Annotated in this window: 24 protein-coding genes; 5 read left to right on the forward strand and 19 right to left on the reverse strand. The window is 68.8% G+C overall.

The features are described 5' to 3' along the window. Positions 1–173: 173 nt before the first annotated feature. Entirely contained in the window at positions 174–1,028 is an 855-nt protein-coding gene (locus GON09_RS14100; RefSeq protein WP_213932322.1) for an aminodeoxychorismate lyase, read from the reverse strand. Positions 1,029–1,084: 56 nt separating this feature from the next. Between GON09_RS14100 and ygfZ the strand changes: the two genes are divergently transcribed. The 4 genes from ygfZ (at position 1,085) to GON09_RS14120 (ending at position 4,288) form a co-directional block, all read left to right on the forward strand. Then, on the forward strand, positions 1,085–2,215 hold the full coding sequence (ygfZ, locus tag GON09_RS14105) for a CAF17-like 4Fe-4S cluster assembly/insertion protein YgfZ (RefSeq protein WP_213932323.1): 1,131 nt from the start codon (positions 1,085–1,087) through the stop codon (positions 2,213–2,215). After that, the gene (locus GON09_RS14110; protein ID WP_213932324.1) at positions 2,212–2,925 is read left to right on the forward strand and encodes an MOSC domain-containing protein; all 714 of its coding nucleotides are present in this window, start codon (positions 2,212–2,214) and stop codon (positions 2,923–2,925) included. The genes ygfZ and GON09_RS14110 overlap by 4 nt, the downstream gene beginning before the upstream one ends. Continuing rightward, positions 2,922–3,902, forward strand: coding sequence for an asparaginase (locus tag GON09_RS14115; protein WP_213932325.1), 981 nt, complete (start codon positions 2,922–2,924; stop codon positions 3,900–3,902). The genes GON09_RS14110 and GON09_RS14115 overlap by 4 nt, the downstream gene beginning before the upstream one ends. Before the next feature lie 194 nt (positions 3,903–4,096). Further along, positions 4,097–4,288: a DUF3073 domain-containing protein gene (locus GON09_RS14120; RefSeq protein WP_006551813.1), complete on the forward strand. Its 192-nt coding sequence runs from the start codon at positions 4,097–4,099 to the stop codon at positions 4,286–4,288. Positions 4,289–4,511: 223 nt separating this feature from the next. Here GON09_RS14120 and purM read toward each other — a convergent pair whose 3' ends face one another. The 17 genes from purM to GON09_RS14205 form a co-directional block, all read right to left on the reverse strand. Then, positions 4,512–5,585 (reverse strand): phosphoribosylformylglycinamidine cyclo-ligase, encoded by a 1,074-nt coding sequence (gene purM / locus GON09_RS14125; RefSeq protein WP_016695606.1) that lies wholly within the window; start codon positions 5,583–5,585, stop codon positions 4,512–4,514. 136 nt (positions 5,586–5,721) lie between these two features. Further along, positions 5,722–7,305 (reverse strand): amidophosphoribosyltransferase, encoded by a 1,584-nt coding sequence (purF, locus tag GON09_RS14130; protein WP_213932326.1) that lies wholly within the window; start codon positions 7,303–7,305, stop codon positions 5,722–5,724. A 99-nt stretch (positions 7,306–7,404) separates the two neighbouring features. Then, positions 7,405–7,791, reverse strand: coding sequence for a sterol carrier family protein (locus GON09_RS14135; protein WP_213932327.1), 387 nt, complete (start codon positions 7,789–7,791; stop codon positions 7,405–7,407). Between the two features lie 11 nt (positions 7,792–7,802). Further along, a complete protein-coding gene (locus GON09_RS14140; RefSeq protein WP_213932328.1) occupies positions 7,803–8,474 on the reverse strand; it encodes a CPBP family intramembrane glutamic endopeptidase in 672 nt (223 codons plus the stop codon). Between the two features lie 17 nt (positions 8,475–8,491). Next, complete coding sequence (locus tag GON09_RS14145) at positions 8,492–10,267, reverse strand: alpha/beta hydrolase (protein WP_213932329.1); 1,776 nt, start codon at positions 10,265–10,267, stop codon at positions 8,492–8,494. A gap of 2 nt (positions 10,268–10,269) precedes the next feature. Further along, entirely contained in the window at positions 10,270–12,549 is a 2,280-nt protein-coding gene (gene purL, locus GON09_RS14150; protein ID WP_213932330.1) for a phosphoribosylformylglycinamidine synthase subunit PurL, read from the reverse strand. A gap of 67 nt (positions 12,550–12,616) precedes the next feature. Then, positions 12,617–13,291, reverse strand: coding sequence for a Uma2 family endonuclease (locus tag GON09_RS14155; RefSeq protein WP_307854377.1), 675 nt, complete (start codon positions 13,289–13,291; stop codon positions 12,617–12,619). After that, positions 13,288–14,583, reverse strand: coding sequence for a M18 family aminopeptidase (locus GON09_RS14160; protein WP_213932331.1), 1,296 nt, complete (start codon positions 14,581–14,583; stop codon positions 13,288–13,290). The genes GON09_RS14155 and GON09_RS14160 overlap by 4 nt, the downstream gene beginning before the upstream one ends. Positions 14,584–14,651: 68 nt before the next feature. Further along, the gene (locus tag GON09_RS14165; RefSeq protein ID WP_213932332.1) at positions 14,652–15,002 is read right to left on the reverse strand and encodes a VOC family protein; all 351 of its coding nucleotides are present in this window, start codon (positions 15,000–15,002) and stop codon (positions 14,652–14,654) included. Positions 15,003–15,242: 240 nt separating this feature from the next. Next, positions 15,243–15,839 carry a TetR/AcrR family transcriptional regulator gene (locus tag GON09_RS14170; RefSeq protein ID WP_213932333.1) on the reverse strand — a complete coding sequence of 199 codons (597 nt, stop codon included), beginning with the start codon at positions 15,837–15,839 and terminating at the stop codon, positions 15,243–15,245. A 73-nt stretch (positions 15,840–15,912) separates the two neighbouring features. Continuing rightward, entirely contained in the window at positions 15,913–18,159 is a 2,247-nt protein-coding gene (locus tag GON09_RS14175; protein WP_213932334.1) for a cytochrome P450, read from the reverse strand. A 49-nt stretch (positions 18,160–18,208) separates the two neighbouring features. Beyond that, positions 18,209–19,381 (reverse strand): serine hydrolase domain-containing protein, encoded by a 1,173-nt coding sequence (locus tag GON09_RS14180; RefSeq protein WP_213932335.1) that lies wholly within the window; start codon positions 19,379–19,381, stop codon positions 18,209–18,211. Positions 19,382–19,430: 49 nt separating this feature from the next. Continuing rightward, on the reverse strand, positions 19,431–20,240 hold the full coding sequence (locus tag GON09_RS14185; RefSeq protein WP_213932336.1) for an SDR family NAD(P)-dependent oxidoreductase: 810 nt from the start codon (positions 20,238–20,240) through the stop codon (positions 19,431–19,433). A 255-nt stretch (positions 20,241–20,495) separates the two neighbouring features. Continuing rightward, on the reverse strand, positions 20,496–21,173 hold the full coding sequence (gene purQ / locus GON09_RS14190) for a phosphoribosylformylglycinamidine synthase subunit PurQ (protein ID WP_213932337.1): 678 nt from the start codon (positions 21,171–21,173) through the stop codon (positions 20,496–20,498). After that, complete coding sequence (purS, locus tag GON09_RS14195) at positions 21,170–21,415, reverse strand: phosphoribosylformylglycinamidine synthase subunit PurS (protein ID WP_006551824.1); 246 nt, start codon at positions 21,413–21,415, stop codon at positions 21,170–21,172. Before purS ends, purQ begins: the two co-directional genes overlap by 4 nt. A 197-nt stretch (positions 21,416–21,612) precedes the next feature. Further along, positions 21,613–22,092: a carboxymuconolactone decarboxylase family protein gene (locus GON09_RS14200; RefSeq protein ID WP_213932338.1), complete on the reverse strand. Its 480-nt coding sequence runs from the start codon at positions 22,090–22,092 to the stop codon at positions 21,613–21,615. Beyond that, positions 22,089–22,442, reverse strand: a complete 354-nt coding sequence (locus GON09_RS14205; RefSeq protein ID WP_307854378.1) for a GNAT family N-acetyltransferase — start codon at positions 22,440–22,442, stop codon at positions 22,089–22,091. The genes GON09_RS14200 and GON09_RS14205 overlap by 4 nt, the downstream gene beginning before the upstream one ends. 118 nt (positions 22,443–22,560) lie before the next feature. On the opposite strand from GON09_RS14205, the gene GON09_RS14210 reads away from it, so the two are divergent. After that, positions 22,561–23,205 (forward strand): MBL fold metallo-hydrolase, encoded by a 645-nt coding sequence (locus GON09_RS14210; protein ID WP_213932340.1) that lies wholly within the window; start codon positions 22,561–22,563, stop codon positions 23,203–23,205. A 13-nt stretch (positions 23,206–23,218) separates the two neighbouring features. On the opposite strand, the gene GON09_RS14215 is transcribed toward GON09_RS14210, so the two are convergent. Next, positions 23,219–24,862 carry an FAD-binding dehydrogenase gene (locus tag GON09_RS14215; protein WP_213932341.1) on the reverse strand — a complete coding sequence of 548 codons (1,644 nt, stop codon included), beginning with the start codon at positions 24,860–24,862 and terminating at the stop codon, positions 23,219–23,221. Positions 24,863–24,917 lie beyond the last annotated feature (55 nt).

The following is a 24,917-nucleotide window of genomic DNA, read 5'->3' on the forward strand; positions in this document are numbered from 1 at the left end:
GAGCGTGGGCCGACGCTGCGGTTCTCGTTCGCAAAGTCACGCCGGTAGCACTGCTCCGGCCTTGCTACTACCGAATGTAGTAGCGTTTGCGGACAGTGGAACACGTTCGTGTCGCCCGACACATCGGACACACGTCACATCGGAGTGGAACAGCGGCGGACACCCGCCGCCGATCACCCTGCGGCGGCGACCGCCTCGTTCACGAGACCCTCGATCTCGCCCTCCTGGACACGCGACACCAGCGCGTGCCCGTTGAGCGTGTGCACACGCACCGCGAGGGCCACGCTCGAGATCAGCCAGACCCCGTCGGCGACGACGAGATCCGCCGGGCGCAACGGCTCGTACCGGACCGCGAAATCCCGTTCGCCGGCCAGATCGAACAGCGCCTGCTGCGTGGTGCCGGGGAGGATCCCCTGTTCCGGCGGCGGCGTGATCAGCGTCCGTCCGCGTGCGATGAGCACGGTCGAACGCGGACCTTCGAGCACATAGCCCTCGGCGCTGACGAAGATCACGTCGTCTGCGCCGACCGACTCGGCGTGGCGCAATGCCGCCATGTTCGTCGCGTACGACAGCGTCTTGGCGCCGAGCAGTTGCCACGGCGCCTTCTGCGCGAGGTCGGTCGAGTAGCCCCGCTCCAGGGTCACCACCGACACGCCGTCGCGCCGGGCCGTATCGACACGCTCGGCCACCGGCGTCACGAGCAGGAAGGCCGTCGGGGTGTCGCCGCCCTCGCGACCACGCGTGTAGACCAGCCGCAGGACACCCTCCTGCTCCGCGCCCCACTGCTCGAGGGCCACATCGACGGCCGGTCGCCAGTCGTCGCGGTCGGGCTCGGGCAGCTGCGCGGAGGCGGCGGACGCCACGAGGCGGGCGAGATGCAGTTCGAGCGCACACGCCCGGCCGTCTCGCACGAGCAACGTCTCGAACACCCCGTCGCCACGAAGAACACCGAAATCGTCGGCGTGCAGAAGAGGTGCGTCCGCATCCCTCACCTTGCCGTCCAGCGTCACCAGCACCCGCTCAGCCATGGCGCTCAGCCTAGCCACTGGCAGACCTGTCGGCCGGTTCCCCATAGACTGGTGTCGTGACCGAGTCTCCGATCGTGTCCGAAAGCGCCCTTCTCGCACTTCCCGGCGCAGTCGCCTCGCCCTCCGGCGGGCCCGATGCCGGACTTCCCTGGCATTACGGCGACCCGCTCGGCGAACAGCGTGCCGCCGCCACTTCAGCCGCGGTGGTCGACCGTTCCACCCGCTTCGTCATCGCCGTCCCCGGCGACGAACGTCTGAGCTGGCTGCACACCATCACCAGCCAGCACATCGCCTCGCTCCCCGAGGGTTCCTCCGCCGAGAACCTCAGCCTCGACGCGAACGGCCGCGTCGAACACCACTTCGTGCAGACCGACCTGGACGGCGTGACGTGGATCGACACCGAAGCCGATCGCGGACCCGATCTGCTCGCCTTCCTGAAGAAGATGGTGTTCTGGGCCAAGGCCGCACCCCGCGACGGCAACGAGCTCGCGGTGCTGAGCCTGCTCGGGCCTGAGGCCGGCAACCCCGCCGTGCTGTCCGCGCTGGGCATCGATGCGCTGCCGACCGAGCTGTACGCGGCCGTCGCCCTGCCCTCCGGCGGGTTCGTGCGCCGGATGCCGTGGCCCACCGAGCACTCGTTCGACCTCCTCGTCCCGCGCGAGTCGCTCACCGCGACCTTCACCGCGCTGCGGGACGCAGGCGCACGCCCCGCCGGCAGCTGGGCCTTCGAGGCTCTGCGCGTCGAAGCGGTGCGTCCCCGCATCGGTGTCGACACCGACGAACGCACCATCCCGCACGAGGCCCGCTGGATCGGCGGCCCCGACCAGTACGGTGCCGTCCACCTCGACAAGGGGTGCTACCGCGGCCAGGAGACCGTCGCCCGCGTCCACAATCTCGGCAAGCCCCCGCGACATCTCGTCCTGATCCATCTCGACGGTTCGGCCGACGAGCGACCGGAGACCGGCGACGACATCACGGCGGGAGGCCGCGCGGTCGGGCGGATCGGCACGATCGTCGACCACCACGAGCTCGGACCGATCGCGCTCGCGCTCGTCAAACGCACCATCACGCCCGACACGGCACTCGTCGCGGGGCCGTGCGCGGCATCCATCGATCCCGACTCCATTCCGCCCGACGACGGCATCCAGGCAGGAAGGGCGGCGGTCGAGCGATTGCGCGGCCGGTGACCGCCGACGCAGCCGGCACGCGGCCGGCCGCCTCGGGGACCGTCGTAGCGGTCTGCGTCGTGCACACGCTGCACGAGACCGGACTGCGACGCAATCCCGTCACCGCGATCGACAAGCGCCCCGTGGATGTACCGGTGCACGTCGGCGAACTCGGCCTGATCGGCGACCGTCAGTGCGACACCGCCAACCACGGCGGTCGTTTCAAGGCCGTCTACGCCTTCTCGCAGGACGAGTCGCGGCGCTGGGGCACCGAGCTCGATCGGGAACTGCCCATCGGCTGGTTCGGCGAGAACCTGCACGTCGCCGGGTTCTCCCCCACCGACGCCGTTATCGGCGAGCGGTGGCGCGTCGGTGAGGGCGGTCTGCTCCTCGAAGTGACCGGGCCGCGCACTCCCTGCCGCACCTTCGCGATCCGTTCGCACGAGGACGACTGGGCCACCCGGTTCGTCGCACGCGGCGACTGCGGCGCGTACCTGAAGGTGATCGCCGAGGGACCCGTGGGTGCGGGCGATCGGGTCGTCGTCGAGCACGTCCCCACCCACGGAGCCACGGTGCGCGATCTGTTCACCGGGCAGGGCCACGGACGGGTCTCCGCGATGCTCGAGCAGCAGGCCGACCTCGCTCCGAGCGTCGTCGAGAAGGCGCGGCGTCTCGTAGGACGAGCGCAGAAGGACCTTGTGGGGCGGTCACGGAAGGGAGAGACCCGTTGAGCATCGAACTGGTCGAGGTGGTGCGCTCGGGTTTCCGAGAGTGCGTCCACCGCGGGTCGCTGATCGTCCTGGACCCGGACGGCGAGATCCTCGTCTCGGTGGGCGAGGTACACACGCCGATCTATCCGCGGTCGTCGAACAAACCCTTGCAGGCGGTCGCGCTGCTGCGCGCCGGCTTCGTTCCCCGCGACTCGGCGGAACTCGCGATCGCCACGGCCTCGCACGAAGGTGAGGCCGACCACGTGGAGGCCGTCGACCGGCTCCTGACCGGCGCGGGCTTCACCGAGAAGGATCTCCGCTGCCCGGCGGACCTGCCCGGCAACGAACTCGCCCGCGCCGAGATGCTCGCCGCCGGACGCACGCCGCGGTCGATCTACATGAACTGTTCGGGCAAGCACGCGGCGATGCTCGCGGCGTGCACGGCGAACGGCTGGGACACCGACGGCTACACCGACGTCGGTCACCCGCTGCAGCAGCTGGTGACCGAGACGATCCTCGAGCTGACGGGCGACATCGAGGACACCGACCTCGGGATCGACGGTTGCGGCCTGCCGATCGTGCCCGTCCCCTTGTTCAATCTGGCCCGTGCCTACTCGCGGCTGGCGACGGCGGACGCCGGCACGCCCGAACGCGCCGTGGCCGACGCGGTGCGCGAGCATCCGTTCCTCATCTCCGGCACCGGCAAGGACGACCTGAAGCTCATGCGCGCGGTGCGCGGCCTGCTGTGCAAGGCGGGCGCCGACGGGATCCACGCCGGGGCGCTGCCGGACGGCACATCCTTCGCTTTCAAGATCGACGACGGACACGAGCGGGCACGCCTCCCGCTCACCGCGGCCCTGCTCCACCGCCTCGGCGCGGGAGCCGCCGCGGGTTCCGCGACCTTCGATTCCGAACGGCTGGCCGCGCTCTCGTCCGCGCCGGTGTTCGGCGGCGGCGTGCGAGTCGGCACCGTCCGGGCCGTCCCGGGGGTGTTCTGAAGGGCATCTTTATCACATTTCAACAGCATTCATGCAGGTCGGGTCGTTATGAGGCGTAACGGACACCGGCCCAGCCGGGTGTGTGGAGGCGCAACCGAACTTTCCACGCTAAAGTGGGCGTCAGGAAAATACTCAACACACCGGGGCCGCCACTTTTCCCCAGGCCGCCCCGTCAAAGCGCGAGGGGGTTGGCCATGGGCCGCGGCCGGGCTAAGGCAAAGCAGACCAAGGTTGCACGGCAACTCAAGTACAGCTCGCCGTCCACCGACTTCGAGAGCCTCCAGCGAGAGCTGTCTGGCGGAGCAACCAACTCGCAGCGGGACGAAGTCTTCGCCGAGCAACGTTCCGGATGGGACGACGACTACGACGACGACTGGCGTCGCTGACCTGAATCACTCTCCGACGGAGGGGGAGGCCGACCTTTCGGCTCCCCCTCCGTCGGTGTGGTCGGCATTCGACGCGAGGCCGGGCGGCGCTCGTTTCCGTCCGAAGCCTTCGAGTCTGTGACTTCCGAGTTCACGACACAGCAGTAGCCGAAAGGCCGGTCTCCCAGTTTTCCTGGGGGAACCGGCCTTTCGTCGTGTTCGCGGCGGGTGACGCTCGCGCCTGTCAGAAGCGTGGATGATCTCCGAGCAGCACCGCGCGCTCGTCGGCGCCGTCCTGCGCCTTGCGCACCGTGCCCAGCGTCCAGCAGTCGATGTGCCGGGCGGTGAGCACCGCCAGAGCGCGATCGACGTCCTCGGGGGCCACGATGGCCACCATGCCGACGCCCATGTTGAAGGTCTTCTCCATCTCGACCCGCTCGACCCGGCCGCGCTGCGCGATGAGGCCGAAGACCGGAGCGGGGCTCCAGGTGGTGCGGTCGAGTTCGGCGACGAGCCCCTTGGGCATCACACGCGCGAGATTCGCGGCGAGACCGCCACCGGTGACGTGGCAGAAGGTGCGCACCTCGGTCTCGGCGGCGAGCGCGAGGCAGTCCTTGGCGTAGATGCGGGTGGGTTCGAGCAGTTCCTCACCGAGGGTGCGACCGAACTCGTCGACGTGCGCCGTCAGGCTCATCTTGCCGATGTCGAGCAGGACCTTGCGGGCGAGCGAGTAACCGTTCGAGTGCAGACCCGAAGCGCCCATCGCGATCACGACGTCGCCGGGGCGCACGCGGTCCGGTCCGAGAAGCTTCTCGGCCTCGACGACACCCACGCCGGTCGCGGACAGGTCGTAGTCGTCGGCGGCCATCACGCCCGGGTGCTCGGCGGTCTCGCCACCGAGCAGCGCGCAGCCGGCCTGGACGCAGCCCTCGGCGATACCCGCGACGATCTCCGCGACGCGCTCGGGCACGACGCGACCGACCGCGATGTAGTCCTGCAGGAAGAGCGGCTCGGCACCGCAGACCACGAGGTCGTCGACGACCATCGCGACGAGATCGAGACCGACCGTGTCGTGCTTGTCGAGTGCCTGCGCCACCGCGAGCTTGGTGCCGACGCCGTCGGTGGACGCCGCGAGCAGCGGCTCCTTGTATCCGCCCTTGAGAGCGAACAGACCGGCGAACCCACCCAGGCCGCCCATGACCTCCGGGCGGGTGGCCCTCTTCGCGTGCGGCGCGAACAGTTCGACGGCTCGGTCACCGGCCTCGATGTCCACGCCCGCCGCGGCGTAGGAAGCTCCGGGGGTTGCGTCCTCGGTCATGAGTTGTCGGCTCCAGCCTCGAGTTGTGTCTTGTCGTGAAAAATCTGGCTACGTGCGGGCCGGGCACCTACGTCCGGGCATGCGAAACGCACGCCGAACCGTGCCGACCGCGGCACTTACGGTACCCGACCAGCTTCTACGGCCGACTGAGAACGTCCGCGTTGTCGTTGTCCAACACGGTCGGGGTGACCGAATCGGTGTCGACGACGCCGTCGAAGGCGTCCTTGCCCACCCGCTGTTCGGTGGGAAGCGCGATCGGGTAGTGGCCGTCGAAACATGCAGCGCACAAACGAGATGCGGGCTGCTCGGTGGCGCCGATCATGCCGTCGATCGAGATGTAGCCGAGCGAATCGGAACCGATCGACCGGCGCACCATCTCGACCATCTCGTCGTAGTCGTGCCCCTCCTCGACGCTGTCGCGGGTGCCTGCGCCGTTGGCGATCAGCTCGGCCGGCGACGCGAAGTCGATGCCGTAGAAACACGGCCACTTTACCGGCGGCGACGCGATGCGAACGTGGATCTCGAGGGCACCGGCCTCGCGCAGCATCCGGATCAGGGCGCGCTGCGTGTTGCCGCGCACGATCGAGTCGTCGACCACGACGAGCCGCTTACCGCGAATCACTTCGCGCAGCGGATTGAGCTTGAGCCGGATACCGAGCTGCCGGATCGTCTGGCTGGGCTGGATGAAGGTGCGTCCCACATAGGCGTTCTTCATCAGGCCCTGCCCGTACGGCAATCCGGAGCCCTGCGCGTACCCGACGGCGGCGGGAGTGCCCGACTCGGGCACCGGGATGACCAGATCGGCGTCGATCGGATGTTCCTTCGCGAGCCGGCGGCCGATCTCCACGCGGGTCGCGTGCACGGAGCGACCGGCGATGGTCGAGTCGGGGCGCGCGAGGTAGACGTACTCGAAGACGCAGCCCTTGGGCTCGGGGTTGGCGAAGCGCGACGATCGCACACCGTTCGCGTCGATCGCGAGCAGCTCACCGGGTTCGATGTCGCGGACGAACGAGGCGCCGACGATGTCGAGGGCGGCGGTCTCGCTGGCGACGACCCAGCCGCGGTCGAGCCGGCCGAGGCACAGTGGTCGGATGCCCCACGGGTCGCGGGCCGCATAGAGGGTGTGTTCGTCCATGAAGGTCAGGCAGAACGCGCCGCGCAGCTGCGGGAGCAGCTCCATCGCGGCCTCTTCGATCGTGCTGTTCTTCGCACCGTGGGCGAGCAGCGCACCGACGGTGTCGGAGTCCGAGTTCGCCGCGCCGGGCCGCGTCGGATCGAGCACACCGAGGCGGCGTCCGCGTTCGGCGAGTTCGGCGGTGTTGACGAGGTTGCCGTTGTGGCCGAGCGCGACGCCCGAACCGGAGGCGGTGGTGCGGAAGATCGGCTGAGCGTTCTCCCAGGTCGTGGACCCCGTGGTGGAGTAGCGGCAGTGACCGATGGCAATGTGCCCGGTCATCGCGGCGAGCGTCTGCTCGTCGAAGACCTGGCTGACGAGTCCGAGGTCCTTGAACACGAGCACCTGCGAACCGTCGGCCACGGCGATACCCGCGGCTTCCTGTCCGCGGTGCTGCAGCGCATAGAGACCGTAATAAGTGAGCTTGGACACGTCCTCGCCGGGAGCCCACACTCCGAACACTCCGCACTCTTCGCGGGGTTCGTTCTCGGGTTCGGTGGAGGCGAGAAGATTACGTGTGTGGACCGACAGATCGGCACTGGTCACGGACGTGCTCCCTGAGGCTGGACAAGCGGGGCTCCCCCCATTCTACGGCCAGCGGAAGGTGCTCCCTCCCGCACGCCCGGTGGAAGGGCCCGCCGAACGTCAGAGTCGGGCGATCGGGAGCAGTCGGCCGATCTCCGCTGCGCGCCTGCCCGACGCTTCCACCGCCCCGGAGGTCACGGCCGCGCCGAACTCGACGCTGCCGACCACCAGACGCAACCACGTGCGCGGATCGGTCTCGACGACGTTCGGCGGTGTTCCCCGCGTGTGGCGTGGGCCTTCGATGCACTGGACGGCCACGAACGGCGGCACCCGCACCTCCACGCTCGATCCCGGCGCGAGCTGCTCGAGGGTGCGGGCACTGAGCCGCACGGCAGCGGCGAGGTCGGGGCGCGACGGCTTCTCGTCGCTCTCCCCCGTCACCCACGGACCGACCCGCTCGAGGGCTGTGCGCAGCTCGGCGGGGTCGACGGGTCTCCGTGGTGCCATGTCACCGCAGCCTAACGACGCGCGTCGCGTTCGGGCTCGGTGGCATACGAACTCGTCGCGATACCCACCGCGACGGCACCGCCGGCATTGATCGCCCAGTGCAGGAGCATCGGTGCGAGGACGCTGCCGGTCCGCCGTCGCAGTTCGTCGAAGACCATCCCGCTCAGGGCGGTGAGCACGACGGTGCCCGGGACGGAGTCCCCGGCGTGACGGGCAGGTACGACGTGCCAGAGTCCGAAGGCGACGGCCGTGAGCACTCGGTCCCGGCGTCGCGATGCCCGGCGCGCCAGCGCGTACAGCACCGAACGGAACATCAGCTCCTCGGCCAGGACCGTCCCGAAGGGGATGTGCACGAACACCCACTCGGTGTGGTCGGCGCGACGCGCTCCCGCCGCCATCCGTCGTCGCACGGGCGGGACGGCAAGCATCACGGCGTAGGCCGCGACCGGCATCACCGCCGACCTCGTCCCCCACAGCATTCCTTTGCCCGGCCGGCGCCAGCCGAGCTCGGCTGCGGAGACACCGGCCGCGCGGGTCGCCGCGGCGAGCGCGACTCCGAGGCCGGCGTTGGCGGCGGCTCTCCCCCGCGGACCGAGATCCGCCGCCGGGAGGACGAGGTTGTTCCACGCGACCAGCGCGGCAGCGCATCCCGCGGCGATGCATCCCGCTGTGGTCGATCCCACAACAGCGAACCGCGCCCTCACTTCTCGGGTCCGTCGTCGGCGGCGAACGCCTCGAGGGCGATGCGTACCCGTTCGGTGTCGTTCTCGGTCCAGCCCTCGGGTTGGGTGACTTCGATCCATCCCTCGAGCACCGCCGACCCGTAGTTGTGGCCGTGCCCGTCGGGCACGCCGGCAGCGTTGGTGAGATCGGCGGAGACCTGCCAGAAGGTGACGAAGGGGAACCACCGCATCTGCGGCAACCGGTCGTGTCCGGGCGGCTCCGACAGCCAGTCGGGGCGGGAGAACAGCAGGTCGGGCGACCACCAGACGACGGGATCGGAGGCGTGCTGGATGTACAGCACGCGAGGCGACAACCACGGTGTATCCGGTTCGTGAACCGCCTGGCGGCTGTCGGCGAAACGCACGACGAGTCCGTCCGCGTAGACCGGCCGCACCTCGGTCGTGCCGGGATCGCGGCGCTCGACGAGCTGCCGCCACAGTCGGTTGGAGTTGGGCGGGCCGACCCACAGCACCCCGTCCATCTGGGCGCGGATCTCGGCGAGACTGTCGAAGGCGCCCTCCCCGGACTGCGTCCCGAGGCTTTCGCCGTAGAGGAACAGGTCGGGGCGATCGTCCTCGGGCAGTTGCGACCAGCGCTCGTACACCCGCTCGACCAGCATCTTGCCTGCGGCAGCGGCCTTCTCGCGGTCGGCAAGGAACGAGATCCAGCTCGGGAGGTACGAATACTGCCAGGCCACCATCGCCAGGTCGCCGTTGTGGACGAGTTCCATCGCACGGGCCGCGGTGGGGTTGACCCAGCCGGTGCCGGTGGTGGGTACGAGCACGAGTGTCGAGCGGTCGAACGCGCCGGTCCGCTCGAGTTCGTCGAGGACGAGGTCGATGCGTTCTTCCGGCGTGGGGGCGGTGTCGAGACCGACGTACACCCGGATCGGTTCCGGGGCGGGGCTACCGTTGACCGCGGTCAGTTCATCGGCGTCCAGTCCACGCGCGACGAAGTTACGGCCCTCGAATCCGAGGGTCTCCCAGGCCGCGAGGGATTCGGGGCTGCCGGACTTGGCGGGATCGACCGGCTGGACGGCGCCGGGACGTGTGGTGTCGTCCTGCAGGCCGAACGCCTGATTGACGATGGCGTAGGTGCCGCGGATGAGCACACCGTCGATGAGCATGAACGTGGCGAGCACCACGACGAGCACGCCCAGTGTGCGGGCGAGACCGAGCGGCATCCGGGTACGCCGCATCAACAGCATCGACACCCAGCGGACGATGTCGCGCAACCCGCGCCACAGGGCGATGAGCGCGGCGGCCACCGCGACGCTCAGCACGATGGTGCGCAGATACCCGGAGGTCGTGGTGCCCTCGACACCCATCAGTGCCGCGAGCTGGCGTTGTTCACCGGCGGAGAGCACGAGCGCGACGAGGGACGCGAGAACGGCAGCGACCGGCACCGCGACCTTGATCGCGCGCAGCACCGGGAGCGGTGGCGGCCACCACCGCCGCCCGGGGAGCACGAACCGCGCCACGGCCCAGCCGGCGACGCACCCGACGCCGTAACCGACAGCGGCGTTGATGCCGCCGATGAGTCCCTGGAACAGCCAGTCGCGCGGCAGCAGAGAGGGCGTCAGCGACCAACAGAAGAACAGACCCGCGAACGCGATGCCGGCGAAATCCAGGCTCAGCCACCCCCACACCCGCGCGGTGAGGGGGTGACGGTCACCGAAGTCGGTGACCGCGGCGATGATCCGGCCCTGCCGGGCCTCGAACGCCGCCAGCCGATCGACCTGGGTGGTCGGCACGGTTATCCGAACAGGGCAGGCAGGGTCCCTTCCCACACCTCGCGCAGCTCGGTCATGGGGATCGAGAACTGTCCCTGGATCTCGACGGAGTCGGATCCCTCGTCGACGACACCGATGCGCACCCACGGCATGTTGCGGGCGGTGCACATGCCGGTGAACCGCGACTCCTCGGTGCGGGGAACCGCGACCAGCACGCGACCGGCCGACTCGGAGAACAGCGTCACGAACGGATCGGCGCCCTCGGGAAGGAGGATGCGGCAACCGGTCTCGCCCGCGAGCGCGGCCTCGACGACGGCCTGTGCGAGGCCACCCTCGGACAGATCGTGCGCGGCCGAGATCAGGCCGTCGCGCGAACCGGCGGTGAGGATCTCCGACAGCAGCCGCTCGCGATCGAGGTCGACCTGCGGCGGCACGCCACCGAGGTGGTCGTGCTCGACCTGCGCCCAAATGGAGCCGTCGAGCTCGTCGCGGGTCTCACCGAGCAGGATCAGCGTCTCGCCCGGCTCGAGGCCGATGCCGGTGGGGATGCGGCGGTGCACATCGTCGATCACGCCGAGCACCGCGACGACCGGGGTCGGCAGGATCGCCGTGGCACCGGTCTGGTTGTAGAAGCTGACGTTGCCGCCGGTGACCGGGATGCCGAGCTTCGCGCAGCCGTCGGCGAGGCCGCGCACGGCCTGCTGGAACTGCCACATCACGCCGGGATCCTCGGGCGAACCGAAGTTCAGGCAGTTCGAGACGGCCTTCGGCGTCGCGCCGGTGACGGCGACGTTGCGGTACGCCTCGGCGAGGGCGAGCTGGGCGCCCGCGTACGGATCGAGCTGCGTGTAGCGGCCCGAAGCGTCGGTCGCGAGCGCGATGCCGCGCCCGGTCTCCTCATCGATGCGGACCACACCGCCGTCGGCGTTCTCCGCAAGCACGGTGTTGCCGCGCACGTAACGGTCGTACTGCTCGGTGATCCACTTGCGGCTGCACAGCGCCGGCGACGCCAGCATCTTCAGCAGCGTCTCGCGCAGCTCGTCGGCGGTCTCGGGCCGCTTCAGGCCGGCCGTAGTGTTCGCGATCAGCGCGTCCTGCGAGGACGGGCGTTCCACGGGACGCTCGTAGACCGGGCCCTCGTGGGCGACCGTGCGGGGCGGCACGTCGACGACGGTCTCGCCGTGCCAGTCGATGACGAGGTGATCGCCGTCGGTGACCTCACCGATGACGGTCGCCAGGACGTCCCACCTCTTGCAGACGGCCATGAAGGCGTCGACGTTGTCGGGCGTGACGACCGCGCACATGCGTTCCTGAGACTCCGAGGACAGCACCTCGGCAGGGGTCATGCCCTTCGCGCGCGTCGGGACGCGCTCGAGGTTGATGTGCATGCCACCGTCACCGGCGGCGGCGAGCTCGGAGGTCGCGCAGGACAGTCCGGCACCGCCGAGGTCCTGGATGCCGACGACGAGCTTCTCGCGGTAGAGATCGAGGCAGCACTCGATGAGCACCTTCTCGGTGAAGGGATCGCCCACCTGCACGCTCGGGAGCTTCTTGGGACGGCCGCCCGCGCTGTCGTCGAACGTCTCGGACGCGAGGACGGACACGCCGCCGATGCCGTCGAGGCCGGTGCGGGCGCCGAACAGGATGACCTTGTTGCCGGTGCCGGAGGCGTGGGCGAGGTGCAGGTCCTCCACGCGCATCGCTCCGGCGCACAGCGCGTTCACGAGCGGATTGCCCTGGTAGGAGGCGTCGAAGACGGTCTCACCGCCGACGTTGGGCAGGCCGAGCGAGTTGCCGTAGCCGCCGACACCGCGCACGACACCGTCGACGACGCGACGGGTGTCGGGGTGGTCGGCCGCACCGAAGCGGAGCTGGTCCATCACGGCGATCGGACGGGCACCCATGGCCATGATGTCGCGGACGATGCCGCCCACGCCGGTCGCGGCGCCCTGATACGGCTCGATGTACGAGGGGTGGTTGTGCGACTCGACCTTGAAGGTGACGGCCCAGCCGTCGCCGATGTCGACGACACCGGCGTTCTCGCCGATACCGGCGAGCATCGACTCGCGCATCTCGTCGGTGGTGGTCTCGCCGAAGTAGCGCAGGTGCACCTTCGACGACTTGTACGAGCAGTGCTCGGACCACATCACCGAGTACATGGCGAGCTCGGCGTCGGTGGGGCGCCGGCCCAGGATCTCCTTGATCCGGGTGTACTCGTCTTCCTTCAGACCCAGCTCCCGATAGGGCTGAGCGGCATCGGGGGTTTCGGCGGCGTGGGAGACGGTATCCACGTGCGGTGACACTGGGCGTCGGGTCCCTTCACTCTGGGATCGAAAACGGCAGGCCGGGCGGGAGCTGCCGCGGATCAGTCTATCGCTGCGCAGGTGCGACGGGGTTCACCGGTGCGGGCACGAGGTCCGACGGTGTGACGGCCACCTCGGTTCCCAGCGCATCGAGGGTGACGGTGCCCGAGTGTTCGCCGTCGAATCGGTACCACCCGTCGACGAGAGTGAAGACGGCGATCACGGGCGGCCCGCCGAGATCGACGATCCAGTACTGCTCGATTCCGGCCTCCGCATACTCGGAGAACTTCGTGACCCGGTCGGTCCGGGCCGTGCCGTCGACAGTGACCTCCACGACCAGCTTCACCTCGGCGATCGGGGCCCGATCGGGATCGGCGTCGACGAGGGACCGTCCCACGACGATCACGTCGGGGCACCGCACCGTCAGCGGGTTCTCCGCGACCAGCACCTCGACGCCTCCGATCGCGCACCATTCGTCGGGCAGCTTCTCGTCGAGGAGCAACGCCAAGGTCACCGCGGCATGATCGTGTGCCGTCCCCGGCCGGGGCGCAGCGATCAGCACGCCTTCGCACACCTCGACGTGGTGCCCGTCGGATTCGGGGAGGGCCGACCACTCGTCGAGGGACAGCAGATGATCGGGGTAGGACGGGACGTCCACTGCATTCCCCCCTTCTCGCCGACCGGACACGACCGTCTTCAGTGTGTCACCGGTGGGCGTGGCGGGACGGGCGAACGCGGTCACGACGCCGGGGTCAGGAAGGCGGTCAAGGCCTGCGCGTAGCTCGTCACGTCGTCCGCGCCCATGAACTCGCGCGCCGAGTGCATGGCGAGTTGCGGGGCGCCGACGTCGACGGTCGTGATGCCGGTCCTCGACGCGGTGATGGGGCCGATCGTGGAACCGCACGGCAGGTCGGCGCGGTGCACGTACCGCTGCAGTGGGACCCCGGCCTGCTCGCAGGCCAGCGCGAAGGCGCCGGCGCCGGTCGCGTCGCTCGCGTAGCGCAGGTTCTGGTTCACCTTCAGGACCGGTCCGCCGTTCACGGCGATCCGGTGGGCGGGTTCGTGCCGTTCGGGATAGTTCGGGTGAGTGGCGTGCGCCATGTCGCCCGACCCGACGATCGAGCCGGCGCGGGAGCGGAGGAACTCCTCGCGTCCGCCGCCCCGGAGCAGGACGATCCGTTCGAGGACGGTGTTCAGCAGTTCCGAGAAGGCGCCGCGGTCGGACATGCTGCCGACCTCCTCGTGGTCGAACAATGCGAGCAACGGCATGGGGCCGCCGTGCGCAGCGACGTGGTCCGCGGCGTCGAGCAGCGCGTGCAGTCCGGCATAACAGGTGCCCTGGTTGTCGAGGCGTGGTGCGCTGACCAGGTCGCGGCCCGGCCCGACGACCGCGCTCGGAGCGAGGTCGTGGGTCATCAGTTCCCAGCCGAGCACCGAGCCCGGGTCGATACCGTGCTGCTCGGCGACCCACGCGATGAACGAGCGCGGTTCGGTGCCGACACCCCAGACGCCGTTGACGTGGCGCTGCGGGTCGAGTTGCACGCCCTTGCGGTCCTCGGACAGGTGGATGGCGAGCTGCGGAACCCGCAGGATCGGCGCGTCGACGCGGACGAGGACGTCCTCGGTGGTCTCACCCGAGCGCACCGTGAAGCGGCCGGAGATCCCGAGGTCGCGGTCGAGCCACGAGTTGAGCCACGCACCGCCGTAGGGTTCGAGACCCACGAGCCGCCAGCCCGCCGAGGTGAGGTCGGGATGCTGCTTGACGCGCAGATTGGGGCTGTCGGTGTGCCCACCGACGATGCGGAACGGCGCGGCCGGATCGTCGGCGACGCCCTCGTTGCTCCACGCCAGCAGCGACCCGCCGCGCACCAGGAAGAAGCGTCCCGGCTCGGAGGGCCAGGCCTGCTGCTCGTGCAGTTCGACGAATCCCGCCTCGGTCAGCGCCGCGGCGACGGTGGCGCAGACGTGGAACGGCGACGGCGACAGGTCGACGAAATTACAGAGACCCCGAGCATCGGCACGCGTGGAAGACATGACTGCATCTTCGCATCACGGACAGTGGGAGTGCCGACCGAAAGCGCCGGACCTCGGCCGAGACGGGCTCAGTGCCCTCCGGCGACGCAGAACAGGTTGCCCTCCGGATCGGCGAGCGTCACCCAGCGGAAGTCGTCGCCCATGTCCTCGCGGTGGACCTCCTTCGCGCCGGCCTGCACGAAGCGCTCGACCTCGGCATCGAGATCGGGCGCCGTGAGATCGAGGTGCACGCGGTTCTTCCCCGGTGTCGGATCGGACACCTTCTGGAAGCCCAGCCTGATGCCTTGCGGCAGAGCGACGATGAAGAACCAACCGTCGTTCTCCTGCTCGATACGCCCGTCCGTGCGATCGGCCCACCATCTCGCGAGCGGACCCGGGTCGGACGTGTCGAAGGTGATCATCGCGATGGTCGCTGTCATGGCGCGACGGTACCGCCGGGGACCGACAGGCGGTATCCGTCGTCGAGCGCGCCGATTTGGGTAGTCCTACTCAGGACATGCCGACGCGCCTCGGGCAGACTGATCCGCGATGTCGCGCATGGGGGATGACGACATCACGCCCGGGACTTGATCGGGGGGTCGAGCTCCGGGTTGCAGGACGAGGGATCTCGCAGCCGATCGGGACGGCCGCGGGGTCCCTCGTTCGTTCTCCGGACGACGTCAGCCCGCCCGCCGCAGGCAGAACAACCACTGCTCGGCGAGCACCGAGACGAGTTCCCGGAAGTTCTCGTCGTGCCCCTGCACGAGGGCGAAATGAAAGTTCCGGTCCGTCGACATCAGCATCGACGTCACGTGGAGCCGAGCGCGTCGCCGCGCATCCGGATCGGATTGCCGCCCGAGCAGATTCCGCATTCCCTCCGCGACGCGTCTCAACATCGCGAACCACTCGTCCGACACGAGCGCTTCGTGCGACAGCGCCTGCTCCATGCTCGCGAACTCCGGGCGGTGCTCACGCCAGAACCCGGCGTGTTCTTCGAGCCACGCGACGACGTCGTCGAGTGTCGGATCGACGATCGCGTCGAGTCGTGCGTAGGCCTCTGCGATGGGATCCTCGAGCGCCGCCATGTGCGACTGCACGATCTCGGCCTTCGACCGGAAGTGCAGATAGAAGGTCGCGCGGGAGACCCCGGCCGCCTTGGCGATCGCCTCGGCCGTCGTGGCCGTGTACCCCGACTCGACGAAGAGCACCCGTGCTGCTTCGACGAGCGCGTCACGAGTGGCCTGCTTCTGCTCGGCCCTCGTCAGCTTGACCCGCACCCGCACCTCCTGCGCCTCGCCCGACCGGGGAACCCTACCGTGAGTCGAGCACACGGCAGGGTCCCACCGCAGGTCAGGCGTCGAGTACGAGCTTCGGGCACCCCTGCTCCGCGCGCGACACGCAGATCATCATCGTCTCGTTCGCCTCCTGCTCGGTGGCGGTGAGGATCGAGTCCCGGTGATCGGCGCGACCGGCGACGATCCGTGTCTCGCACGTTCCGCAGGTGCCTTCGAGGCACGACGAGAGCGCGCGGACGCCCTGGTCTTCTGCGACCTCGAGGACGGTCCTGTCGGCCGGCACCGTCGCCGTGATCCCGGAGGCCGCGAACTCGACCTCGAACGCGACGTCGGGTTCGGTCCGGACGATCTGCTTGGCGGCGAATCGTTCGGTGACCAGCGACCCGACGGGCCAGTGCGCGCTCGCCGCCTCGATCGCCTGCAGCAGCGGTTCGGGACCGCAGCAGTAGATCAGGGTGTCGTCGGTGGGTTCGGCGAGCAGACCCGTGAGGTCGAGCAGCCCGTGCTCGTCCTGCGGACGCACTGTGACCTTGTCGCCGTACCGGTCGAGTTCGCCGAGGAACGCCATGGACTCACGGGTACGACCGCCGTACAGCAGCGACCACTGCGCTCCCTGCGCCTCGACCTGTTCGATCATGGGGAGGATCGGGGTGATGCCGATGCCACCGGCGACGAAGACGTACCGCTTCGCGGGCCGCAGCGGGAAGTTGTTGCGCGGCAGGCCGAGCGTGACGTCCGAACCCTCGTGCAGGTGGTCGTGGACGAACGTCGACCCGCCCCGCGAGGAGGGCTCGCGCAGCACACCGATCCGCCACCGCGTCGGATCCTGCGGCGACGAGCACAGCGAGTACTGGCGCACGAGGGCATCCGAGCCCTCGCCCAGGTGGATCTCGGCGTGCGCCCCCGGCTTCCACTGCGGCAGGGCCTGCCCGTCGGCGTGACCGAGGGTCAGCGAGACGACACCCTCCGCCTCGTCGCGCCGTTCGAGGACGGTGAGCGAGACCTGCCGTACGACGGTCTTCTTCGCGCGTTCGACGTCGGCGACGTCCCACATGACCGGGAGTGTGCGGCGCACCGGGAGCAGTGCGATCGGGAGGAAGTCGAGCGGCACCTCGTCGGCGGGCCGCAGCGAGGGCAGCCGTTCGAACAGCACCTTCAGCGCCGTCGCACCCTGGACGCGGGCGAGCGCCTGCCCGAGACAGGTGTGCCGGCCCTGGGTGAAGGCGAGGTGGTCCTCCGGATCGGGACGATGGATGTCGAAGTCGAACGGACGCGCCGTCCGGGCCGGATCGGTGTTGGCACTGGCGAGCGCCATCCACACCATGTCGCCCTTCTTGATCTGCGCGCCACCGAGTTCGATGTCCTGCTCGGCCTGCCGCGCCGCGAAGGTCGACGACGGACGTCGGCGCACGGTCTCCTCGAACACCCGCGACCACAGTTCCGGATCGGCGGTCGCTTCCTCGAGTACGTCCGGGTTCTGCGCGAGGAACAGCACCGCGTTCGACACCGCCTGCGTCGTCGAATCGACGCCGGCCATCGCGAATTCCGTGAGGTGCACGGCGATCTGGGCCGACGACAGCATCGGCTCGCCGTCCTTGCCGGTGACGATCGCCATGTCGGAGATGAGATCCGTGCCCGGGTTCTCGCGGCGCTCGTCGATGATGCCGCGCAGCACGAGCGTGGCGTCGACGTAGCGCTGCCACACCTGGGTGCGCATCGGCTCGGCCATCGGTTCGGCGGCCGAGGCGAGGATCATGGCGAAGTCGTCGCGGAGCTGCCGCATCATGGCGTCGTGCTCGTAGCCGAGTCCCATGTGCGCCATGATCGTTCCGGTGGTGAGCTCGAGGGCGTACTCGGTGACCAGGTTGGCCGAACCGTTCGCCTCGAACCGGTCGATGATGCGGTGCGCGCGGGCCTCGATCTCGGGCTGCAGCGCCTCCATGCGCGCCTTGGTGAAGCCGCGCTGCGCGACGAAGCGGTGGTCGGTGTGGCCCGGCGGGTCGGAACCGACCAGCATCTGGGTGATCAGGTCCGGCGGGACGATCGCGCGGAACTGTTCGGGCACGTCGATCGTGCCGGAGTTTCCACCGGAGGTGAACTTCTGCCAGTCGGCGAGCACGGTCTCGACGTCGTCGCGGCGGGTGACGATCCATGCGTTCAGGTGCGGGTAGAAGAAGACCGGCGTCTCGTCGCGGAACTTCGCGAAATGTGCTGCGGGATCGACGAAGTAGTCGTCACCGAGAGCATCGAAGCCGTGTGCCACCGGGCAGCGTGCCGCCGGGGCTTCAGGGGTCAGGGTCATGACGGGCTCCCATCCCGGCCGCAGCCGGAACGTTGCAGGGTCGTGTGGTTCAGACGGCCGCGGCGGCAGCCATGGTGGACAACTTCTGGAACCGGGCGACGTTGTCGCCCTCGTCCATGCAGCCGGCCGAGAGGAAGACGAAGGTCATGTCGAGTTCGGGATCGACCCAGAACAACGAGGAGCCGGCACCGTAGTTGCCGAAGGTGCGCGGGGAGGTGAACGGGCCGAAGAAGGACGCGTGGGATCCGGTGCCGGACAGGGAGAATCCGAGCCCGAAGTTTCCGGGCGGGGTCTCCCATCCACGAGCGGCGGCGATGCCCGCGTACAGATCGTTCGGCATCGCCCCGGTCTGCAGGGTGGTGGCCTGGTCCACGACGACGGGAGCGATGAGGTACTCGCCGTTCACCTCACCCTTGCGGCGGAACATCTCGGCGTACGCGAAGATGTCGTCGACGGTGCTCACCGCACCGACCCAGGGGATCTCCGATTCCTCGCTGATCGCGTCGTTGAGGTCCTCGATATCGGCGGGCGAGAGCCATCCGTTGTCGGGGACGTACGCCTTGAGCGGCACGGCGTCGGTGCGCCAGGCCTCGGGCAGGCCGAAGGCGGTGCGGGTCATGCCGATGGGTTCGAAGATCAGATCCCGCGCCAGATCCCGGAAGCGGTCGTATCCGTAGACGCGCCGGACCATCTCGCCCATGAGCGCGTGGTTGATCGACGGCGCATAGTTGAGATCGGTGCCGGGTTCGTTGACCACGTCCACCGAGCACAGTGCCTCGATGGCGTCCGCGAGCACACCGAAGCGGTCGGGACCGAGGCCGGGGTTCGGCGTGGCGGGCATGCCGGATCGGTGGGTCAGCAGGTGGTGCAGGTTGATCCGGTCCTTGCGCACGGAGCGGAAGACGTCGGTGCCGAAGAACTCGGGGATGATGTCGACCACGCGGGTCGACAGGGCCAGCTTGCCTTCGCCGAGCGCCCGATAGGCCAGTGCGTTGGTGAACGACTTCGTCATCGACAGGATGCGGAAGACGTTGTCGGGACGCATCGGGGTGTTCGTCGCGCGTTCGGCGTAGCCGATGGTCTCGTTCACGGCGATGTCGCCGTGGCGGGCGACGATGATGTTGACGCCGTCGTAGTCCCCGCGATCGATGTCGCGGCGGATCTCGTCGGTCAGGCGGGCGAGGACCTTACGGTCCAGGGCGGAGTGGGCGAGGGCGGTCATCGTCGACGTTCCTGTTCTCGGAGTACTGGCAGGACAACGGGTACGGATGTCACATGACGAGGCCGCCGGACGGCGAGAACGTCTGTCCGGTGTAGTACGCGCCTTCTTCACCGGCGAGGAACAGCACAGTCCGCGCGACCTCCTCGGGGGTCGCGGGCCGCTTGATCGGCTGCAGGGACACGAGGAACTCGTTGAACTCGGGATCGGTCTGCCGGAAGAGCGGGGTGTCGACGGCGCCGGGCGCGAGCGCGTTCACACGGATGCCGAATGGAGCGAGTTCGGTGGCGGTCTCGCGGGTGAGGCCGAGGACGCCGGCCTTCGATGCGGGGTAGTAGGCGGGCATCGCGACGGACATCAGCGCGGCCGCGGACGAGAAGTTGACGATCGCTCCCCCACCGGCCTTCTTCATCAGCGGCACGGCAGCGCGGGTGGTGTAGAACGGGCCGTACAGGTTGATCTTGAGGACGCGGTCGAAGTCCTCGTCGGTGACCGACTCGATGAACTCGGGGTGATGCGGCCGGCCTTCCTTGGCCGCGGTGAAGCCCTTGTAGTTCTCCTCGTTGAGCGCCTCGGCGGCGGCGCGGTTCGGGGTGTTGACCCCCGCGGCGTTCACGAGCACGTCGAGACGTCCCTGCTCGTCGGCGACCTTGGCGAAGGCTGCCCGCACGGCATCGGGATCGGCGATGTCGAGGGGAACGGGACGAGCTCCGGGCAGCGCCGTGAAGTCGCGCTCGAGATTCTCGGCGGAGATGTCCGCTCCGTACACGACGGCGCCCTGCGCGACGAACGCCGCAGCGGTGGCCAGACCCATGCCCGACGCCGCGCCGGTGACGAAGACGATCTTGTCCTGGAACTGCATTCGATACTCCTCGACGATCGCGGGCCCATGTGCGGCTGCCCGACGGGTCGAAGCATGGCATTTCGCTAGACGCATGTCTAGCGAAACTATATCCGAAAATCGTCAGCCCAGTTCGCGGCGGGTATTTTGCATATGAAATACCTGTAATTCACCTGTGAGGCATCACGATTGGAGCGTTGCTCACCCCTCTGGAACGAGCGAAGCCCCCACCGACCCGAGGTCGATGGGGGCTTGCCGGAAGGTCCGGTCGGGCGGTCAGGCGTTGACGACCGCGTCCAGCACGCTGTAGAACATGCCGAGTCCGTCGTCGCTGGGGCCGGTGAGCGCCTCGGTGGCGTGCTCGGGGTGCGGCATGAGACCGACGACCCGGCCGTTCGCCGACGAGATGCCGGCGATGCCACGCTGCGAACCGTTCGGGTTGTCGCCCGCGAAACGGAACACGACGCGACCCTCACCCTCGAGTTCGTCGAGCACCTTCTCCGATGCCTGGTAACGACCCTCACCCGACTTGAGCGGGATGAGGATCTCGGCGCCGGCCTCGTAACGCGAGGTCCACGAGGTGGTGTTCGACTCGACCTTCAGCCACTCGTCGCGGCAGATGAAGTGCAGTCCGGCATTGCGGGTGAGCGCGCCGGGCAGCAGACCCGCCTCGCACAGCACCTGGAAGCCGTTGCAGATGCCGAGGACGGGCATGCCCTTCTGGGCAGCCTCGACGACCTTGCCCATCACGGGCGAGAAACGGGCGATGGCACCGCAGCGCAGGTAGTCGCCGTAGGAGAAACCGCCGGGCACGATCACCGCGTCGACGTTCTTCAGGTCGGCGTCCCCGTGCCACAGGCTCACGGCCTCACCACCGGCGAGCTTCACCGCGCGGGAGGCGTCGACGTCGTCGAGCGTGCCCGGGAAGGTGATGACTCCGATGCGTGCGCTCATGCGTCACCGTCGATCCGCCGGATGGCCCAGTCCTCGATCACCGTGTTGGCGAGCAACGACTCGGCGATCTTCTCGAGCTCCTCGTCGCCGACGCTGCCGTCGACCTCGAGCTCGAAACGCTTGCCTTGACGGACGTCGGTCACGCCCGCGAAGCCCAGCCGCGACAGCGCCCCGGTGATGGCCTGACCCTGGGGGTCGAGAATCTCGGCTTTGGGCATGACTTCGACGACGACACGCGCCACGTGCTGCTCCTCGGTAGTAGTGCTGGCGCCCGGGGACGGACACCGGACATCCAGCAGTTTACCGGCCGTGGCCACCGGGACGGGCATCGGCCGAGGCCCCGCTCGTGCGAGACCTGCCACGCCCCTTCAACACCGCTCGGCAGCAACGAGTTCGCGCGGGGAGCGACCTCGGCAGTTCCTGCCCTCAGGCGGTCACCTCAGGAACCTTCGCGTGCCGGTCGCGGGCGATGACGGCTGACGATCGAGATGCGATTGAACGAGTTCATCGCGATGGCGACCCACACGACGGCCGACAACTGGTCGTCGTCGAGGTGTTGACGCGCTTCGGCGTAGTCGCGGTCCTGTTCGTAGGTGGACGGCAACAGTGTGACCGACTCGGCGAGCGTCAGTGCCGCCCGTTCCTGCTCGGTGAACAGGTCCGTCTCGCGCCACGCCGACAGCACCGCGAGCCGCTGCGTCGTCTCGCCACCCTTCAGGGCGTCGCGGACGTGGACGTCGAGACAGTACGCGCAGCCATTGATCTGCGAGACGCGGACGTTGAGAAGTTCGACGAGAGTGCGATCGAGGCCGGCCTTCTCCACCGCATCCCGGACGGCGACAGCCACCGCGACCTGCGCCCGGTAGACGGCCCGACTCTGCTTGTCGACGAGAACGCGCGGTGCGTCGGAGGTCGTCACTTCTGCTCCTCGGTCGACGAAGTCGCATGCGACGCGTCGGGCCAGTCGACGATCGCGTCGAATTCGGGGTGCTTGCGCACGTATTTCGCCACGTAGGGGCACACAGGGACGATCCGCTCACCGGATTCGGCAACGTCGGCGAGGGCGAATCCGACGAGACGACCTGCGAGTCCCAGGCCCCCGTAACCGGGGTCGACCTCGGTGTGGACGAAGACGCGTCGGGCACCGGACGGGCGGTACCGCGTGAATCCCACGACGGTGTCTCCGTCGAGGATCTCGTAGCGTCGCCGCTGCGGCGCGTGCACGACGGAGATGTTCTCGAGCCGCGGATCGGAGATGTCGGAATCCACCAGGCGCCCCTTTCGGACCGTTCCCAATTTAGTTGACGATGCAACGATATCAGTGTGCCCCGCTTCCGACCGGGAAACGGCCGCGCCGCTCACCCGGGGCAGCGGCATACTCGACGGTATGCAACTGACCCATTTCGGCCATTCCTGCATCCTCGTCGAGCACCTCGGCGTCAAGCTCCTTTTCGACCCCGGAAATTTCTCCCACGGGTTCGAGGGCATCACCGGCCTCGACGCGATCCTCGTGACCCACCAGCATCCCGACCACGCAGATACGAACCGGCTGCCCGCACTCCTCGAGGCCAATCCCGGCGCGCAGCTGTTCTCCGATCCGCAGTCGGCGACGCTGCTCGACGGTGCCTGGACTGCGGTGCGTCCCGGCGACTCGTTCTCCGTCGGATCGCTCACCGTACGCGGTACCGGTGGGCGGCACGCGGTGATCCACCCCGACATGCCGGTCATCGACAACACGGCCTTCCTCGTCGGCGACGACGAGAATCCGTCGCGCCTGCTGCACCCCGGCGACTCGCTGTACATCCCGCACGAACGCGTCGACGTGCTGGCCCTGCCGTCGACCGCGCCGTGGCTGAAGATCTGGGAGGCGATCGACTACCTGCGCGCCGTGAATCCGCGGGTCGCGGTGCCGATCCACCAGGGCATCGTCAACGACAACGGTCGCGGCATCTTCTACGGCCGGTACAGCGAGATGGCGCCGGAGGGCACCGAGTTCCGCGTGCTTCCACACGAGGACGGCGTCGAGGTCTGATCTCCCGGGAGCTTCAGCGGGCGGCGGCGCGACCGGCCGCCCGCCCCGAGAAGATGCATCCGCCGAGGAAGGTGCCCTCGAGCGACCGGTAGCCGTGCACGCCGCCACCACCGAATCCGGCGACCTCACCGGCGGCGAAGAGACCCTCGAAGACCGATCCGTCCGACCGCAGGACGCGCGACGACAGATCGGTCTCGAGCCCGCCGAGCGTCTTGCGGGTGAGCAGGTGCAGCTTGACGGCGATGAGCGGTCCGGCCTTCGGGTCGAGGATCCGGTGCGGCGCGGCGATGCGGACGACGCGGTCGGGGGCGTACGCCCGTGCCGCGCGCACCGCCGCGACCTGAAGATCCTTCGTGTACTTGTTGTCCATCTCGCGGTCGCGGGCCTCGACCACCGAACGCACCTGCTCGTAGTCGAGCGGTGCTTCGGGGGTGAGCTCGTTCATACCCGCGACGAGATCGGCGAGCGTGTCGCGGACTACGAAGTCGACGCCGTGCTGCTTGAAGGCCTCGACCGGCCCGGGTGCACCCGCCTTGACGCGCTGCAGCAGCAGCCGGACGCTGCGTCCGGTGAGATCGGGGTTCTGTTCGGAGCCGGACAGTCCGAACTCCTTCTCGATGATCTTCTGGTCGAGCACGAACCAGGTGTGGTCGTAGCCGGTGCTCACGATGTGCTCGAGGGTGCCGAGCGTGTCGAACCCGGGAAACAGCGGCACCGGCAGCCGCTTGCCCGTGGCGTCGAGCCACAGTGAGGAGGGACCGGGCAGGATGCGGATGCCGTGATCGGGCCACACCGGGTCGTAGTTGGTGATGCCCTCGGTGTAGTGCCACATGCGGTCGCGGTTGACGATGTTCCCGCCGGCCTTCTCGGTGATCTCGAGCATCCGGCCGTCGACGTGCGCGGGCACGCCGCAGAGCATGTGCTTCGGCGGCTCCCCCATCCGCTTCGGCCAGTTCTTCTTCACGAGGTCGTAGTTCCCGCCGATGCCACCGGAGGTGACGATCACGGCTCCGGCGGAGAACTCGAAGTCCCCGACGACGGTGCGGGAGGACGCCACGCCTCGCGCCGCGTCGGTGGGTTCGAGGATCGCCCCGCGCACGCCGGTGGCCGCACCGTCGGTGACGACGAGTTCGTCGACCCGGTGCCGGTGCTTCAACGTCACGAGTCCGCGTTCGACTCCCTCGCGGACCTTCTTCTCGAAGATCTCGACGAGTCCCGGACCGGTGCCCCAGGTGATGTGGAATCGCGGTACCGAGTTGCCGTGCCCCGCAGCATCGTAACCACCGCGTTCGGCCCAGTTGACCATCGGGAAGATCTTCAGGCCGCGCTGCTTCAGCCAGGCGTGCTTCTCCCCCGCCGCGAACTCGACGTAGGCCTGGGCCCACCGCCTCGGCCACCGGTCCTCGATCTCACGGTCGAAGCCGGCCGTGCCCATCCAGTCCTGAAGGGCGAGTTCGTAGGAATCCTTGATCCCGAGCCGCCGCTGTTCGGGACTGTCGACGAAGAACAGACCACCGAACGACCAGAAGGCTTGTCCGCCCAAGTTGTTCGAGTTCTCTTGGTCGACCAGGAGAACCTTGCGGCCGGCATCGATCAGTTCACCGACCGCCACGAGTCCCGCGAGTCCCGCCCCCACCACGATCACGTCAGCGTCCATGGCCGCAAACACTACCGAGCGGAAGTGACGACCGGGAGACCCGCCGAGGTCGACG

The organism is Rhodococcus sp. B50 (assembly GCF_013602415.1).
GTDB lineage: Bacteria > Actinomycetota > Actinomycetes > Mycobacteriales > Mycobacteriaceae > Rhodococcus.